General features: G+C 30.9%; 1 protein-coding gene. It reads left to right on the top strand.

The features are described from left to right. Nucleotides 1-247 precede the first annotated feature (247 nt). Nucleotides 248-554: recombinase family protein (locus HMPREF2930_RS09545; protein WP_141751518.1), on the top strand; the 307-nt coding region annotated here is incomplete at its 3' end.

Here is a 554-nt window from a genome sequence, read left to right as displayed (position 1 = left end):
TATATATATTCTTGAAATACCAATAAATATTATTTCTAAATTACGTTCGTTTTTGACACAAAACCTCTTAACTTAATATTAAGAGGTTTTTCTTGGATATTTAAGTCTATAAACTTGTGTTATAATCAATGTATCATAAATATCGAAAATCATGAGTTTTTAGATGCTGACAGACGTGTTTATTTACATCGAGAACTATATTTCATTAGTAAGTACCCATAAAACGATTAAAAAAGGTGGTGTTCAAATGGCTAAAATTGGTTATGCACGTGTGTCAACACAAGATCAAAGTCTTGATGGACAGATTGATACACTTGAGGAATATGGTTGTGAACGTATCTTTAGCGAGAAAGCGAGTGGTCGTAAAACTAAAAGAACGGAACTTGATAAGTGTTTAGATTATTTACGTGAAGGAGATATTCTAGTTGTCTATAAATTAGATCGTCTTGGACGTACAACAAAACAATTAATTGAGCTATCTCAATGGTTGGATGAAAATAGCATTGATTTACATATTATAGATATGAATGTGTCAACGAAAGATGCGATGGGCA

This window comes from Staphylococcus sp. HMSC068C09, assembly GCF_001813735.1.
GTDB lineage: Bacteria > Bacillota > Bacilli > Staphylococcales > Staphylococcaceae > Staphylococcus > Staphylococcus hominis.
Note: the sequence above shows the minus strand (reverse complement) of the source record. Positions and strands in the feature narration are given on the sequence as shown.